General features: G+C 58.8%; 13 protein-coding genes. 5 read left to right on the forward strand and 8 right to left on the reverse strand.

Going from position 1 to position 14,137, the window contains the following annotated elements; translation table 11 throughout:
* Positions 1 to 172 precede the first annotated feature (172 nt).
* Positions 173 to 1,879: an MFS transporter gene (locus NA78x_RS19215; RefSeq protein WP_425613992.1), complete on the forward strand. Its 1,707-nt coding sequence runs from the start codon at positions 173 to 175 to the stop codon at positions 1,877 to 1,879.
* A 319-nt stretch (positions 1,880 to 2,198) separates the two neighbouring features.
* Here NA78x_RS19215 and NA78x_RS19220 read toward each other — a convergent pair whose 3' ends face one another.
* The 8 genes from NA78x_RS19220 to NA78x_RS19255 all read right to left on the reverse strand — a co-directional run bounded on the left by NA78x_RS19220 (position 2,199) and on the right by NA78x_RS19255 (position 9,946).
* Positions 2,199 to 3,695 (reverse strand): pilus assembly protein TadG-related protein, encoded by a 1,497-nt coding sequence (locus NA78x_RS19220; protein ID WP_425613993.1) that lies wholly within the window; start codon positions 3,693 to 3,695, stop codon positions 2,199 to 2,201.
* A gap of 11 nt (positions 3,696 to 3,706) precedes the next feature.
* A complete protein-coding gene (locus NA78x_RS19225; RefSeq protein WP_425613994.1) occupies positions 3,707 to 4,162 on the reverse strand; it encodes a TadE/TadG family type IV pilus assembly protein in 456 nt (151 codons plus the stop codon).
* A 10-nt stretch (positions 4,163 to 4,172) separates the two neighbouring features.
* On the reverse strand, positions 4,173 to 4,598 hold the full coding sequence (locus tag NA78x_RS19230; protein ID WP_425613995.1) for a TadE/TadG family type IV pilus assembly protein: 426 nt from the start codon (positions 4,596 to 4,598) through the stop codon (positions 4,173 to 4,175).
* A 2-nt stretch (positions 4,599 to 4,600) separates the two neighbouring features.
* Positions 4,601 to 5,578, reverse strand: coding sequence for a type II secretion system F family protein (locus NA78x_RS19235; RefSeq protein ID WP_425613996.1), 978 nt, complete (start codon positions 5,576 to 5,578; stop codon positions 4,601 to 4,603).
* A 19-nt stretch (positions 5,579 to 5,597) separates the two neighbouring features.
* The gene (locus tag NA78x_RS19240; RefSeq protein ID WP_425613997.1) at positions 5,598 to 6,554 is read right to left on the reverse strand and encodes a type II secretion system F family protein; all 957 of its coding nucleotides are present in this window, start codon (positions 6,552 to 6,554) and stop codon (positions 5,598 to 5,600) included.
* Positions 6,551 to 7,951, reverse strand: a complete 1,401-nt coding sequence (locus NA78x_RS19245; RefSeq protein ID WP_425613998.1) for a CpaF family protein — start codon at positions 7,949 to 7,951, stop codon at positions 6,551 to 6,553. Before NA78x_RS19245 ends, NA78x_RS19240 begins: the two co-directional genes overlap by 4 nt.
* A 14-nt stretch (positions 7,952 to 7,965) precedes the next feature.
* Complete coding sequence (locus NA78x_RS19250; RefSeq protein ID WP_425613999.1) at positions 7,966 to 9,063, reverse strand: AAA family ATPase; 1,098 nt, start codon at positions 9,061 to 9,063, stop codon at positions 7,966 to 7,968.
* A 583-nt stretch (positions 9,064 to 9,646) separates the two neighbouring features.
* Positions 9,647 to 9,946 (reverse strand): BON domain-containing protein, encoded by a 300-nt coding sequence (locus tag NA78x_RS19255; protein ID WP_425614000.1) that lies wholly within the window; start codon positions 9,944 to 9,946, stop codon positions 9,647 to 9,649.
* A 284-nt stretch (positions 9,947 to 10,230) separates the two neighbouring features.
* Here NA78x_RS19255 and NA78x_RS19260 point away from each other — a divergent pair, with 284 nt between their 5' ends.
* From NA78x_RS19260 to NA78x_RS19275, 4 genes are all read left to right on the forward strand, one after another.
* Positions 10,231 to 10,890 (forward strand): ROK family protein, encoded by a 660-nt coding sequence (locus tag NA78x_RS19260; protein ID WP_425614001.1) that lies wholly within the window; start codon positions 10,231 to 10,233, stop codon positions 10,888 to 10,890.
* Positions 10,891 to 10,955: 65 nt separating this feature from the next.
* Positions 10,956 to 11,831, forward strand: a complete 876-nt coding sequence (locus NA78x_RS19265) for a SulP family inorganic anion transporter (RefSeq protein ID WP_425614002.1) — start codon at positions 10,956 to 10,958, stop codon at positions 11,829 to 11,831.
* Positions 11,832 to 11,898: 67 nt separating this feature from the next.
* On the forward strand, positions 11,899 to 13,143 hold the full coding sequence (locus NA78x_RS19270; protein WP_425613880.1) for an IS256 family transposase: 1,245 nt from the start codon (positions 11,899 to 11,901) through the stop codon (positions 13,141 to 13,143).
* Complete coding sequence (locus NA78x_RS19275; protein ID WP_425614003.1) at positions 13,085 to 14,041, forward strand: SulP family inorganic anion transporter; 957 nt, start codon at positions 13,085 to 13,087, stop codon at positions 14,039 to 14,041. Before NA78x_RS19270 ends, NA78x_RS19275 begins: the two co-directional genes overlap by 59 nt.
* Positions 14,042 to 14,137 lie beyond the last annotated feature (96 nt).

Here is a 14,137-nt window from a genome sequence, read left to right on the forward strand (position 1 = left end):
CTCGCTCCGCCGAGATGAGTTTTGCAACATCGCAAAAGCAGCGTGTGCGACCGTGGCCATTTTCCAGCGTACGACACGAGGCTGACACTCGTTGCCGATCGCCGACGTCTCAAGCTAGATTGATCGGCCTTGGATATACGGCGTCGCCTACACGCAACAGTCGAATCACAACATGTCAGACACTGCGCTCCTGGATTCCCGTTCCGATGACTTCGCAACAGATGCCGACTCCTGGCGAGTGTTCCAGATTTGCTACGTGGGGAGCTTTACGCGCTCGTTCGGCATAATGGCGAGTGCCGGCGTCGCTTCCTATGCCTCACAGAGCTTGGGAATCTCCCCTTTGACTCTGGGGTACTTTCTGGCGGGCGTCGTTTTCACCTACGCGATCGCCGCCATCTTGACAATATTTGCTGTCAAGCAGTTTGGTTTCCAACGGACCATGTTGCTGGCCGCAGCGTTACAAGCAGCCTCGGCAGTGGTGGTCTTAGCATCGCCGGCGCTCTTTAGTGTTGCCGGGAGCACCCCGGCACTCGGTTGCCTGATCGTGGGAGCCTACCTGCTGGCGGTGGGTGGCGGGTTAAATGAGGCGACAACCGTTCCCCTGGTGGCTGCACATTTTCCGGATAACCGTCTGCTCGGTTTGCATCAACTTTACACCGCTCCCCCTGCCGCCTTTCTGTTCAGCACCGTCGTCCATCAGCTGGCTTCGCAATCCTTGCTGCTCCAACTGACCATCTATCTCCTTTTGGTGGCTGGGTACGGGGCCACACTCCTGTGGCTTCCATTAACGAGGCCCAGTAGTGCGCAAGAGGAAGCAGGGCAGACACAGCCAATCACTGCCTTGCTCACACCACTGCTGGCCATGTTGCTGCTGATGCTGTCGCTGGCTCTCTTTTGCGAAAGCCGAATGGGGGGAATGGCCCCACACATGATCGGCGAGATCGAAGGCTTTCACACACTTGTCACTTACTTGTTCGTGGCGGCTACCACCCGCCTGCTCGTGCATTGGTGCCTCGGCTATTTACGTCCGATTGTTACGCATCTGGAACTGCTGCTGATCGGTTCGATCTTCTTGCTGCTTGGATTCATCACGTTCGCGAACGCGGATTCCGGGCCCATGCTCTACAAAGCAGTTCTGCTGTGCGCAGTAGGGACTGCGATGTTAGAGCCCACGCTGCTGGCACTCGTTGCCGATCGGTATGGGCAGGCTGGGATCGCCTCACTGGGCGTGCTGATCGGCGGTAGCGCGCTTGTCGTCGCGCTGTTGGCAACTTGCATTCCGTCTGCCTCAGTCAACGCCACCTTGGAAATCTACAGGCAGTGGTGGCGATATCTGGCTATTGCTCCAGCGCTGATGATCGCCTGTTACGGTTCGCTGATCGCCTACTATGGCGAAGGCCAGGGCTATTCGCTGCTGTCGCGCATGCGTTGGCCAGCCGATAGCACGCTGTCGACGGTACTCGTGTGGGGCGCCTTTGGCTGCGTCTCCGCCGTGATTACGCCCGCAGCGGCAACCGATCTGCAAGCCGCCATCGGCAAAATAATCCTGACCTACGCGTACGGATATGCATTTGGCCCGTTCTGGTCGATCTTCTGGTGGATCTCGATTCCCACGATGGTTCTGTTCGGCTACGTCGCGACCGTGATCCTCTTCCGACTGAGCGACCACACGGAACTGGCTAGAACCGCATTCAGCGTAATCTTTGCTTTCGCCCTCTTCACCATTTGGGTCGAGTCTTGGATGACCGTCACTGGCCTGATAGTGAACTTTGTTGCCAGCTACTTCAAAGTTTCAATCTTCCTGTTTATCGACATCGCAGCCACCGTTGGCTGGTATCTGGCGTTGCGAAAGGTGCATCGCGCGCTAGATCAGATTTGATCCCCGCGCCCCGTAGTCATCTCGCTCCGCCGAGATGATTTTTGCTGCATCGCGAAAGTAGCGTGTGCGACCGTGACTTTTTTTGTGTTCGCCAACGTAATTCCCAGGCGTTTTCAAGCAGCTTTCATCTCATCGTAGTCATCTCGCTCCGCCGAGATGATTTTTGCTGCATCGCGAAAGTAGCGTGTGCGACCGTGACTTTTTTTGTGTTCGCCAACTTAATTGCTGGGGGTGTTCAAGCAACTTTCATCTCGGCGGAGCGAGATGACTACGGTGGAGGCAGCAAGATGAGTACATCTGAGCCCACAGTCAATAAAACTCACTCCACTAAGTACACATCTTCGGCCGCGGGCAGAAAGCTGGTGGGGCGGATGTCGAGATCGAGCAAGGCGACGATGCGCATGGTGCCGGTGACAAACCGCAGATCGAGATCACCCTTGCCGACCAGAATGGTGTGTCCCCATTTCGAATAGACGGTGCCTTGAATGGCGCCAGCGCCCAGGATGTTTTCTTGCACGATGGCGATGGGCCGACGATCGTGACGCCGCTGAAAAATGAGCATGCCGTAATAAGGACTGCTGGGATCGTTCAACCCTTTAAACGTGCTCCCCAGCAGACCGACATTGATGACGGCCACGGGAACCAGCGTGCCAACCAGACCCGAAGTAGGTGCCGCGGTTTCGCCATCGGTGTTATCCGGCGCACCGCTGGCTGGCGTGTAGTTCGGGCTGTCGGTGATGTAGAACAGCACGCCATCGGCAACCACCTCGCCGGCCAGCACCTTGAGCGCCATCTGGGTCACGGGATTCGTGCGGCGCAGGATGTAGACGCCCGGCTGAAAGACGACTTTGCCGGAGATGACTTCGATGTAGTCGTACACGCCGGGTTGCAGCGTGATGGTGGGGCCGATGAGCGGGATACCAATGATCGTGCGGCCGCCGTGCATGGTGGCCTTCACATTGGTGGGATCGCTGGCGAGTGTCGGGACGGGCAACGTGCGGAAGGGATCGGGCACGGGGAGTCGCCCAGCCTGCAGTACCGGCGGATCGCTGCCAAGCAACTTACCGTAGTTGTTCAAGCGATCGACACCTCCCACGACGCGCAGTTCGCGCGCCTTCAATTTCGAGAGCGAAACCAACGGAGTTGCCGCCACGGCATGCGACAAGCCGAGCAAGCCCGCCGGCTCTCCGATCACTGCGTTGTTCTCGTCCACGCCGCCCCATTCCGTATTCACATGCACCGCGCCGTTCACTTCCACTTTGCCGACACCGAGCACTTCCATGCCGCCGAGGATCGCTGGCAGCGGGGGCAACAACGGCGGTAACGCCGAAACTTGAAACGCCGGCGGACCGGGATCGAGCACCACGATGGCGGCGGGAATCTCGCTCGCTTCGCAGGTGGCAACCGCGCGGGCCGAGATGGTTTCCGCCGACCGGCCATTCAGAATGCGCATGAAGAATGTCGTCTGCTGGCGCGTGAGGATGATCTCGATATGATCGGCGGAGCCCGCGTTGGGCCCGCTCGTGGGCGGCGAATGAAGCTCGACACTGACGGTGGACATGCCGTGGTGGGTGTGAACGAACTGTTCTGCGACGGCTAGAGCTTGTGCGTTTGTTTTGCCCCACCGCTTCTCCGTGGCAGCAGCGGTCGCGGCCGAGTCGGCTGCATGCTGCAGTTCTCTCGATCCGCAGATCAATAATCCGCCGTCGATCACCAGACCGATCATGCCGCACAGCGCGGGCAGGGTGATGACGAGCAGCAACAATACTTTGCCACGGCGGGAAGCCTGTAAACGTGCTGAGTATTTGCGTTTCATGATTTTATCTCTCAATGAGCAATCTGCATGGTCGAACTGCCCCGCAGCACGAGTCCCGTGTTCCAACCCCAGGCCGGCACGATGGGTTGATGCGTGTGCTGCACAATCACCTGCACGCGATCGCCGGCCTGGTTGTCGTTGTCCAACCAGCGGACCTGAAGTTGCACTTGCGCCGGATTAAGCGTGAAGAGCATTTCGCGGAGCGTTTCTGCAGCGGGATGGTCTGAATTGCCAGCGATCGTGATTTCGCCCGGCCCCCACTCGACCGCCGTGTTGCACCGGTCGCCACGCACAATGGCAGTGCGCGCGACACGTCGGGCCCCTTCCGCCATCGCCGTGTGATTGAGGAGCAGGATCGATAGCTCCAGCATGCCAATCAGCAATAGCGACAACGCGGAGAGGATGATCGCGCCTTCCACGGCTGCGACGCCACGCCGCTGACAGCGGCAGTTTCGCTTGTTCCACATACAATGTTCCCTAGCGATAGCGACGGACGACCGACTTGTTTTCCAAGATCAACGGCCGCGGAATCATGGGCCAGGTGATGATCGTGTTCCATGGATACTGTGACGTGACCTCGATCCGCGAGAGCGTGTAACTGTCGGCGAATAGGTCGACGTCGGTAGTGAGCATCGCAGGTTGGATATCAGCCTCGGCCGTGAACTCCGCGCGGATGGCATCGTCGAGGCGTGCGCGCCACAAGGCATCAGTCGCCACGTCGTAGCGATGGGTCGCGCCCCACTCGGCACCAACGCGGGTCGCATTCCCCAGCGCGATGCTGACAAATGCATAGCGGCCCAAATCGACGGCGACCAGGCACAACACAATCAGCAGCGGCAACAGAATGGCCAGTTCGGTGGCCGCCGCGCCGCGGCGAAATCGCTTCTGTGAGTGAAAACGCATGCTTAGTGCTCCTTGCGTGTGACAGGCGACGCTGGATGTGCCGTATGCGTCAGGCTCTCACGAATCTGGATTGCCGCCGGACCGGCCAGCACGACGAAAACGGTTGGAAAGATAAACAGCAGCGTGGGAAACAGAATCTTCACTGCTGCTTGCTGGGCCATTTCTTCTGCTCGATGCTCGCGCTGCGAACGCAGCACGATGGCCAGCTGCGCGACGGCATCAGCCATGGTCGTACCGAACTTGGTGGCTTGCGCTACGAATGTGCAGAGCGTACGAAGCTCGTCGAGTGCTGTGCGTTCGGCCAGGTGATTCAGTGCTTGCTCGAGTGTACGGCCCAATTCCATCTCGCGGCTGACCAGCAGCAGTTCACCCGCGAGCACCGGATGCGCGGTACGAAGTTCGTCGGAAACTTGCCGCAGGGCCGCCTGCATACTGAGGCCACCTTCAAGACAAGCCATGATCAGATCGAGAAAATCGGGCAGCGATTTGCGCAAGATGGCATGTCGCCGCTGCTGACGCCGCGCGAGCCACAGGCCCGGCGCAATGATGCCGCACAGACCGAGACAACCGCCGATCAAGAGCGCTGACCACAACGGGATGATCGATAATCCACCCAGAACCACCGCCACCAGCAGGGGCCCCGCCATCAAAATCAGCTTGATGGTGAAGTAGGTCGAGAGCGCTGTATTCGAATAAATGCCCGCGCGACTGAGTTTCGCTTGCAGCCGCGTGCGCGTCTGCTCATCGTTGGGCAACAACACTTCAGTAACGTGGGGCAGCATCGGCACGAGCAGTTTTAGCATGCCGCGAGACTTGCTGAGTTGGTCGGCCCGTTCGCGCTCCTGGTCTCGCAATTCTCCCAGGCGGTTGCGCACGCGGCCATCGTGATCGGCCAGAAAATAGACGCCCGCGAGCATCGCACCAGTGACGACAACGTAGACGAAGCATTGAATCAGCAGGGGATCGAATGATTCAAACATGACCATACTCCGAGAAATGTTAGTAGTCGATTTGCATCAAGCGATGAATGCAAACTCCGCCGATACCTTGGGACCCAAGGCAGCCCGCCAGTAGCCAGGGACGATCGAGCAGCACTTGGGCGTACTCGCGGTTGAGGATGTATAGCGCCGCGAACACCACCATCGGTAAGGCCGTGAGCACGACCGCTTGCAGCCGTCCTTCGCCAGTAAGTGCACGCACACGACCGAGGATGTACGCCCGTTTGCGCAGGATGGCCGAGAGCTTGGTCAGCAACTCGGACAAGTTGCCGCCGACGCGAAGATGGACGACCATTGCCACGACAAAGATTTGCAACTCCATCACGCCCGACCGCCGGGCCAGATCGCGGAGCGCTACTTCCGGCGCAATGCCCAAGTGCTGTTGCTCGTAGCAGAAGGCAAACTCATCTTTGATGGGCGACGGAAAGTCGCTGACAATCACCTGAAACGCGCCGGTGACGGATTGACCCGCGCGTAGTGCGCGGCTCATCACATCGAAGGCATCAGGCAACTGTGCGCACAGTTTCGCGCGGCGTTGTTCGCGCCGTCGCCACACTACCAACAGCGGTACAGGAAGTGTGCACGCAGCGGCGATTCCTGCCAGCAAAGGACTGCGCGTGATTGCGATGGTAATCATCGCCGTCACGCAGCCGGCTACGGCTGTTGCAGCGAGCAACATCGGGCTGGTCCATTGCAACCCAGCTTGATCGATGAAGGTTTGCAGCCGCAGCATGAACGTGGCGACATTCAACTGCTCGTCGGGCTCGGTCATTTGCAAGTCTTTGAACAGGGGCGAGTTCTTGGCTCGCTCTTGCATTTCATCGCCGAACGCTTCTTGCATGCGAGCGCGAATGCGACTGTGATCGCGCAGGAACACATCGACGATCAACATTCCCACGCCGACGATGCACAGCGAAACACTGACGAATATCAGGCAGGTAACATAGAGCGAGCTCATGTGCAAACCTCCGCCGGCCGACGAGGCGCGGCCGGCATAGCAGGCTGGGGACTTCCAAAAAACGAAGGTGGCAGGTTCAGGCCGTGCGCTTTCAACTTTTCCAAGCAGCGCGGAACGGTGCCGGTCGCGCGAAACACACCCTGCGCTTCCCCCGCTTCGTTCAAGCCGGTTTGATCGAAGCGAAACAAGTCGGTCGACTGCAGCGAGTCCCCCTGCAGTTCCTGCACCTCGGAAATCTGCACGATCTTACGCACGCCGCCGGCCAATCGCGCGACGTGGACGACCAACTGAATTCCGGACGCAATCTGCCGATCGATGTACCACATGGGGACATCACTGCCCGACAAGCCGACCAGCAACTGCAGGCGACTGAGCGCGTCGCCGGAACTGTTGGCGTGAATCGTCGTCAAGCTGCCATCGTGGCCCGTGTTCATGGCTTGCAACATGTCGAGCGTTTCGCCACCGCGACATTCGCCCACGATGATACGATCGGGACGCATCCGCAGCGCATTTCGCAACAAGTCGCGAGTATTCACCGCGCCATGCCCTTCCAGATTCGCGGGCCTCGTTTCCAGCCGGGCGACGTGGGGCTGCTGCAACTGCAGTTCGGCGGCGTCCTCGATGGTGACAATCCGCTGATTGGGCGGAATGAAGCGTGAGAGGATATTCAGCAAGGTAGTTTTTCCGCTGCCGGTACCGCCCGAAATCAAGACGTTCAAACGAGCTTGAATGCATGCCGCAAGAAACCCGAGCATTTCAGCTGAGAGACTTCCCTTTGCGACCAAATCGGAATGCTGCAATGGTTGCTCACCAAAGCGACGAATCGAGACGAGCGCGCCGTCGAGCGCCAGCGGGCGAATGATCGCGTTCACGCGGCTGCCGTCTGGCAAGCGGGCGTCGACCATCGGACTCGATTCATCGATCCGTCGGCCTACGCGACTCACAATCTTTTGCACCACTTGCAGCAGATGCTCGTCGCTATAGAACATCACTCCGGCGGGTTGCAGCTTGCCATTTCGTTCGATGAAGACATGACGCGGACCGTTGATCAGAATGTCAGAGATGGTGGGATCGCGCAGCAGCGGCTCGAGTGGTCCGAGTCCCAGGGTTTCATCGATGAGTTCTTCAATGATGCGCCGCCGTTCGGCGAGGCCGAGCAAGTCGGGCCGTTGCCGGCAGAGCTCTTCGGCACCTTTGCGAAATTCGTGGCGCAGTTGCTGTTCGTCCATCGTGCGCAGTGCCGTCAGGTCGATGCTTTGCACCAGCCGTTGGTGCAACTCTTGTTTGAGTTGCCGCAGGCGCTGGTCGACGTCGCCGCGACCTAAATCGCCGCGAACGTCCGTTTTCGGCGAGTGCTCGCTACGCGACTCGGCGGGTAATGTTGAATTCGGAGCCATGTGATGTTCTTCCCTTACGCAGCAAGCATTTCGGCCAGTTTGCGGTACGCCTTCGAGATCTTCGCGGTTGGCACTTCCAGCACCGCGGGATTGCCGACGTTAACCGAGGTCAACATCACGCTGTCGTCGTCCGGCAACGAGTGAAAAATCGGCATGCCGAGCGCTTCGACGGCCTGCTTTTGAGAAAGGGACTTGGGATTTCCCAGGCGATTGACGATTAGGCGGATCTTGTTCGCTTCGACGCCATCGTCGCGCAACTCGTCGACGATGCGCCGAGCTCGCAAGAGGCAGGGGAAATCCAACCGCAGCAAAATCAGTAGCTGATCGCAGCTGCGAATGGCGTGCGCTTGTTCGGGATGCGAAGTGTCTTCCAAGTCGACCAGCAAGTGCCGAAAGCTCGTGCGGGCAAGCCGCAGCACATGGGCGACGGCATCGAGATCGATCCCGCTGAAGCGAGTCAACAGCGGCGGTGCGGCAAGCAGTTTGAGCGTGGGCGAGTGATGCACCAGGGCTTGCTGAAACATCGCTTCGTCCAAGCGTTGCCCCTGGCAACACAGATCCACCAGCGTGTGCCGCGGCCGGGAGTTTAAAAGTGTGGCCAGGTCGCCGCCACGAAAGTTCAAGTCCACTAGGCAGGCCGGTGCTTCTAGCGTGCCGAGCGAGGCGGCGAGATTTACTGCCAACGTGCTCGCCCCACAGCCGCCGCTGCTCGACAGCACGCAAGTCAAGCGTCCTTCGCTGCCCGTGTGTTCGGTTCGCAAGCGGCGGACGATGGTCGTGAGATCGGCGGCCACGTTGCCTTGCAGATCGAGATAGTCGCTCGCGCCGCTCCGAATCAAACCGAGGATTTCATTGACTTGCGACGTAGAACCAGCCACGAGGAGCGGCGTGCGCGTGACTTGGCGAAACAGCGCGACCTGGCGAATCGCTTCGCTGTAGTTTTCTGGGCACACGAGCAGGACAAGCTCAAAGGTTTTTCCTGCTCGCAAAGCGGCGATCGCTTCCGCCACTCTTAGAATACTCGACCGTGGGCAATCAACGCCCAGTTCGGTCAAGCTCACTTGCAGCGGGAGTGCGCGGGCTTCGACATCGGAAACTATCAACGCCTGCATGCGATTGTCGCGTAGCCTCGGGGCTCGCGTCCTCTCCCATTCGAGTCAGCAACTCGGTGCAACCTGTTGGTCGATGGCCGTCAAGTTCGGCCTTCCGCGAGGTCAGGCAAAGCTAGTTGCGCGAGAGTCGATGTCAAACATCGCGGCCGCGCGGGGAGGAGACGGAGTAGTCAGGTACCGGGAATCTGCGTAGCGCGCCAGAAAGTGAATGGACCATGTCCATCTTCCACGCAGGTGCTTGGCGCAGCGAACTGAGGAATCGCCCCATTCCTAGGTAGCAGATCCTCCAACGGAAATATCAACGCTTTATTCTTGCACCCTGCCCCACCGCAAACTTGGTGATTTGAACGATTTGCGGAGTTCATGTTCGCTGCGCCTCAATTCGCTTGGGCTGCGCACCTTCATCGTTAACAACTCGACGCAGCGGCGACAAACATCGCGAGACACCAAGAGGGGAAGATTGGTTGAATGCTGATTTGCCGAAACGGCCAGCGTATTCGTGGAAGCTTGCGAGGTGTGTCACTCAGGTGCGGAAACGCACACCAAGTTCTGGATTGGCACATCTTCCCGTTTGCCGCCCGACTCAGGGCATTGCCACTTCCACGAGATTCTCGACATCTCGTACACCGTCGAGGTGCCGCACGACTTCTTGCAATCGTTGCTTGAGATAAAACGACGGCAAATGACCGCTTAGCACCAGCCTGTCACCTTCGACTTCGATTTGAATCGCGCACAACGTCAAGCGACTGCGGAATATCGGGTCTGCCGCCAATGCTTGAACTGCAATCGATTGAATATCGAGCGGGACAGAACTGGCAGTGGGAATATCGCCGTCTGGAGCAGAACGGTTGAGAATTGTCGTCACGATCACAGCGGGACTCATGTGGGCACCACGGGAGAGCATGGAAAGATGTTCTGCATTACGACATAGGCAAACCGAATGCCAACTAACCCTCGGGCAGCTAGTTCTTTGTCGTGGCTCGTGTTCAGATACTCGTGTTTAGAATACAGAGCAGGGCTCATCACCTGCCCCATCGTTTGCTGATCATCCCGATCCGTCATTGCCAGTGAAACAAAACCCCCGGCCTCTATTTTGCAATCCCGATGCGTTTGGGGGCATTGCAATGTGTGGCACTGGCCCCAGGCTGTTGATGTGGAGCATGTGTAGTGAAAATCTTGACCGTCGATGTCGGTGGAACGAACGTCAAGATCCTGTTGCAAGGAGAAGCCGAACAACGACGATTTCGCTCGGGCAATACGTTAACCCCCGAGCGGATGGTCCAAGGTGTGAAAGAAATTGCCAAGGGCTGGCAATACGATGTGATCTCCATCGGCTATCCGGGCATCGTTCGTCGTGGTCAGATTGCCTCCGAGCCGCACAATCTTGCCTCAGGATGGATCGGGTTTGATTTTCTGTCTGCCTTCGGTTGCCCTGTCAAACTGCTCAATGATGCGGCGATGCAGGCCCTCGGCAGTTACCAGGGTGGGCTGATGCTCTTCTTAGGGCTGGGTACGGGACTTGGATCCGCTTTGATCGCCGACGGGGTAGTCGTACCGATGGAACTCGGGCATCTATCGTATCGCGACGGAGAGATTGAAGATTATGTGGGAGCCCAAGGGTTCGCTCGCCTGGGTCAGCAAGAGTGGCAGCGACATATCGAGTTCATCGTCCAGCGTCTAATCGACGCGATACATCCCGATGACGTGGTGCTAGGAGGAGGCAACGCGAAGAAGCTTTCGGAGCTGCCTCCTCATTGCCGCCAGGGAAACAACGCTCATGCATTCCTGGGGGGATTTCGTCTGTGGGAAGAAACTAGAGCGCGCTGATCGTACGCGCGTTCAGGAGCGCCCCTCGTTTCCGAGCGCGAGCAGTGAAAGCCAATGGCTACAACATGAGACTTCGCCAACTGCTGCCGATCCTCGATTGGCTGCCAAGCTATGAGCGATCGTGGCTGCGCCCGGACCTCGTGGCGGGCATCACGCTGGCTGCCTACGCAGTCCCAGTGTCGCTGGCGTACGCATCATTAGCCGGGTTGCCCCCGCAAATGGGTTTGTACTGCTACCTGCTTGGCGGCCTGGGCTATGTGCTCTTCGGTTCCTCAAGACACCTGGCGATCGGCCCCACTTCGGCAATTTCGCTGTTGCTAGGTGTCTCGCTCATGGAACTGGTGGCGGGCGATCAGCAGCGGCTCGCTGCGTTGGCTTCGCAAACGGCGCTCTTGATGGCTGCGGTGTTCGCGCTGGCCTGGCTGTTCCGTTTGAGCGTCCTGGTGAATTTCATTTCCGAGAGCATTCTCACAGGATTCAAAGCAGGCGCCGCGCTCGTGATCGCTACCACGCAGTTGCCCAAGCTGTTGGGGGTACGCGGTGGGGGCGATGACTTCTTCGAGCGCATTGGGCTGCTGATTCAACAAGTCGATTCGACCCACGTGCTCACTCTCACGGTGGGCGCGATCGCCATTGGGCTGTTGCTGGCCGGCGCAAAACTTTACCCCGGACGCCCGGTCCCCTTGTTCATCGTCGCCCTATCATTGCTGGCGGTCTGGCTGTTCAGTCTCGATCGGTTGGGCGTGAAGATTGTCGGTGAGATTCCGGCAGGACTGCCGGGGCTGCAGTGGAAGGTCTTTCAAACTGCCGACCTTTCGCTCTCGGCAGGAAGGCAACTGGTTCGCCTGGCCTGTGCCTGCTTCTTGTTGTCCTACATCGAGAGTGTTTCAGCCGCTCGGACCTTGAGATATAACCGAAAGTCGTGGACGTTGAGTGATTGAAAGAGGCGGTGTGCTTGGCGAGAAAGTGTTTTGCAAAAGAACCTTTTTCACCAAGGAGCACACCACCATGCAGGAAGTTAACGGATCGACGATTGCGTTGCCAGGGTCTCGGGAATCGCTGCACGAGATTCTTCGGCAAGGAGCACAGCAGATGCTCGCGCAGGCCATTGAAGCCGAGGTTGCGGAATGGATCGACCAGCACGCACACGTGACTGATGAGCGGGGCCGTCGTCAGGTCGTTCGGAATGGGCACTTGCCGGAGCGGAAGATCGTCACGGGGGTGGGCGAAGTGGCCATCGAGCAGCCACGCGTGCATGATCGGCGCGAGGCTGGCGACGGCGAACGATTTCACTCGAAGCTGCTGCCGCCGTATCTGCGGAAGACCAAGAGCATTGAGGAGTTGATTCCGTATCTGTACCTCAAGGGGATCAGCACGGGCGACTTCCACGACGCGCTCGCGGCGATCGTCGGGCCGGAGTGTCCGGGGCTCTCGGCAACGACCGTCACGCGGCTGAAGAGCGTTTGGGAACAGGAGTATCGCGAGTGGTCCGCGCGTTCCCTCACGGGGAAGGAATACGTCTACGTCTGGGCCGATGGCATTCACACGAACATTCGTCTGGAAGAGGATCGGCAGTGCATTCTGGTGCTGATGGGAGCCACCAAAGACGGCAAAAAAGAGCTGATCGCCATGACGGACGGCCATCGCGAGAGCGCTCAATCGTGGCGAGAACTGCTGCTCGATGTGCAGCGCCGCGGCCTGGCCGTGGCGCCCAAGTTAGCGATTGGCGATGGTGCCCTCGGCTTCTGGAAAGCGCTCGCCGAGATCTTTCCCGCCACGAAAGTGCAACGCTGCTGGGTACACAAGACTGCCAATGTTCTCGATAAGCTACCGAAGAACAAGCAACCGAAAGCGAAAGACATGCTGCATCAAATCTGGATGGCCGACACGCGCGAAGCGGCCGGCAAAGCGTTCGACGCCTTCGTGGCCGACTATCAAGCCAAATATCCACAGGCCACGGAATGCCTGGCCAAGGACCGCGACGTGCTGCTCACGTTCTACGACTTTCCTGCGGAGCATTGGCGGCACCTGCGAACTACGAACCCAATCGAGTCGACGTTCGCCACCATTCGCCTGCGGCATCGTCGCACCAAAGGCAACGGCAGTCGCATCGCCTCGCTGACCATGATGTTCAAGCTCGCTGAAAGCGCCGCGCGCGGCTGGCGACTACTCAACGGCGCTCAACTCCTCCCCGATGTCATCCGCGGAGTCGTCTTCCAAGACGGCCTACCCCTCGACCAAGCCGCCGCCTAATTCAATTCCACCATCCACAACTATTGACAATATCTCTCGGACCTTTGCGATTCAGCACAAGTATGACGTTGATTCTCGCCAGGAGTTGCTTGGTCTGGGCGCCGCGAGTTTGTTCGCCGGGTTGTTTCAGGGCTATCCGCTCGCCGGCGGACTGTCGCAGACAGCCGTCAATGAGCGCGCCGGCGCTCGCACCCAACTGTCGCTTGTCTTTGCGTCGGCGGCGATTTGTTGTGTTCTGCTGTTCCTCACCGGCCTCTTTCGGACGTTGCCCGATACCATTCTGGCGGCAGTTGTACTGGTAGCGGTCAAGGGCTTGATCGACCTCAAAGAACTGCATCACCTGTGGCGAGCGAGTCGCTTGGACTTTGCCGCTGCCGCAGTAGCATTTGCGGGTGTGTTGCTGATGGGCGTACTCGATGGCGTGTTAATCGCCGTGTTGGCTTCGGTGTTGATGCTTTTAGCCCGCACTTCGCGCCCACATGTGGCGTTTCTGGGTCGCATCCCCGGGACCAACCGCTTTTCGGACATCGCCCGCCATGCGAGCAATGAGCCTCTGATCGGAGTGATTGCGTTCCGGGTGCAATCTTCACTCCTCTATTTCAACGTCGATCATGTGCTGGACGCTGTTCGCTTACGAGCCAAGTCTCAAACCGGTGTGTGGCGCGTGATTGGCGACCTATCGAACGTGCCTTACGTGGATGTGGCCGGCGCTCGCATGCTGCGGCGAATGCACGAGGAGTTCGCTGCTTGCGGTATCGACTTTAAAATCGTCGAGGCTCACGGACCCGTGCGCGATGTGCTGCGGGCCGAGGGTCTCGAGGAACTCGTCGGTCCTCTCACTCGGTTCGCTTCGCTGGCCGAGCTATTGGCCAGCGACGAGCCTGCCCGTACATCATGAGTGCCGCGACTTGACTGCCAAGAGCTCGCAGCAGGCCAGCAATGCATAAAAAAAGCGACCCTTTACGGGTCGCTTTTTGGGTCGGGCTGAATCAGC

Source organism: Anatilimnocola aquadivae (assembly GCF_049819085.1).
Taxonomy (GTDB): domain Bacteria; phylum Planctomycetota; class Planctomycetia; order Pirellulales; family Pirellulaceae; genus Anatilimnocola.

Excerpts from the sequence above, each read along its gene's own strand:
- NA78x_RS19215 (WP_425613992.1), top strand. The coding sequence starts at position 173 with ATGTCAGACACTGCGCTCCTGGATTCCCGTTCCGATGACTTCGCAACA.
- NA78x_RS19220 (WP_425613993.1), bottom strand. The coding sequence starts at position 3,695 with ATGAAACGCAAATACTCAGCACGTTTACAGGCTTCCCGCCGTGGCAAA.
- NA78x_RS19225 (WP_425613994.1), bottom strand. The coding sequence starts at position 4,162 with ATGTGGAACAAGCGAAACTGCCGCTGTCAGCGGCGTGGCGTCGCAGCC.
- NA78x_RS19230 (WP_425613995.1), bottom strand. The coding sequence starts at position 4,598 with ATGCGTTTTCACTCACAGAAGCGATTTCGCCGCGGCGCGGCGGCCACC.
- NA78x_RS19235 (WP_425613996.1), bottom strand. The coding sequence starts at position 5,578 with ATGTTTGAATCATTCGATCCCCTGCTGATTCAATGCTTCGTCTACGTT.
- NA78x_RS19240 (WP_425613997.1), bottom strand. The coding sequence starts at position 6,554 with ATGAGCTCGCTCTATGTTACCTGCCTGATATTCGTCAGTGTTTCGCTG.
- NA78x_RS19245 (WP_425613998.1), bottom strand. The coding sequence starts at position 7,951 with ATGGCTCCGAATTCAACATTACCCGCCGAGTCGCGTAGCGAGCACTCG.
- NA78x_RS19250 (WP_425613999.1), bottom strand. The coding sequence starts at position 9,063 with ATGCAGGCGTTGATAGTTTCCGATGTCGAAGCCCGCGCACTCCCGCTG.
- NA78x_RS19255 (WP_425614000.1), bottom strand. The coding sequence starts at position 9,946 with ATGAGTCCCGCTGTGATCGTGACGACAATTCTCAACCGTTCTGCTCCA.
- NA78x_RS19265 (WP_425614002.1), top strand. The coding sequence starts at position 10,956 with ATGAGACTTCGCCAACTGCTGCCGATCCTCGATTGGCTGCCAAGCTAT.
- NA78x_RS19270 (WP_425613880.1), top strand. The coding sequence starts at position 11,899 with ATGCAGGAAGTTAACGGATCGACGATTGCGTTGCCAGGGTCTCGGGAA.
- NA78x_RS19275 (WP_425614003.1), top strand. The coding sequence starts at position 13,085 with ATGTCATCCGCGGAGTCGTCTTCCAAGACGGCCTACCCCTCGACCAAG.